Genomic DNA, 292 nt, shown 5'->3' with positions numbered 1-292 from the left:
CCGATTGAGAGGCAAACAGCGAACGCCGGGGCGTTCGCTGTCGAGGGAAGGTGAGGTGGATGGAGAAGCGCTTATTTCAAGCGAGCGGGCTGTGATTGAGCATGTCGTCGAGACTGGGACGGTGACTGAGACAATGACTGAGAGGGCAGCGCCGCAGGCTGACGCCCGGCATCGTGGCTCACCTGGAAGCGGCTGACCAGGGAGTGCATGTCCCCCGCACGCTCATCCAGCGTGTGGCTTGCCGCGGAGGCTTCCTGCACCAGCCGTGCGTTCTGATGGGTCACCTGATCCA

At 63.0% G+C, this 292-nt stretch carries 1 protein-coding gene; it reads right to left on the bottom strand.

The features are described 5' to 3' along the window. Positions 1-71 precede the first annotated feature (71 nt). The coding region (locus tag P8629_RS11575) for a hypothetical protein (protein ID WP_278166279.1) at positions 72-292 on the bottom strand (221 nt) is incomplete at its 5' end.

It is taken from the genome of Hydrogenovibrio sp. 3SP14C1 (assembly GCF_029625905.1).
In the GTDB taxonomy this organism is placed as follows: Bacteria; Pseudomonadota; Gammaproteobacteria; order Thiomicrospirales; family Thiomicrospiraceae; genus Hydrogenovibrio.
Note: the sequence above shows the minus strand (reverse complement) of the source record. Positions and strands in the feature narration are given on the sequence as shown.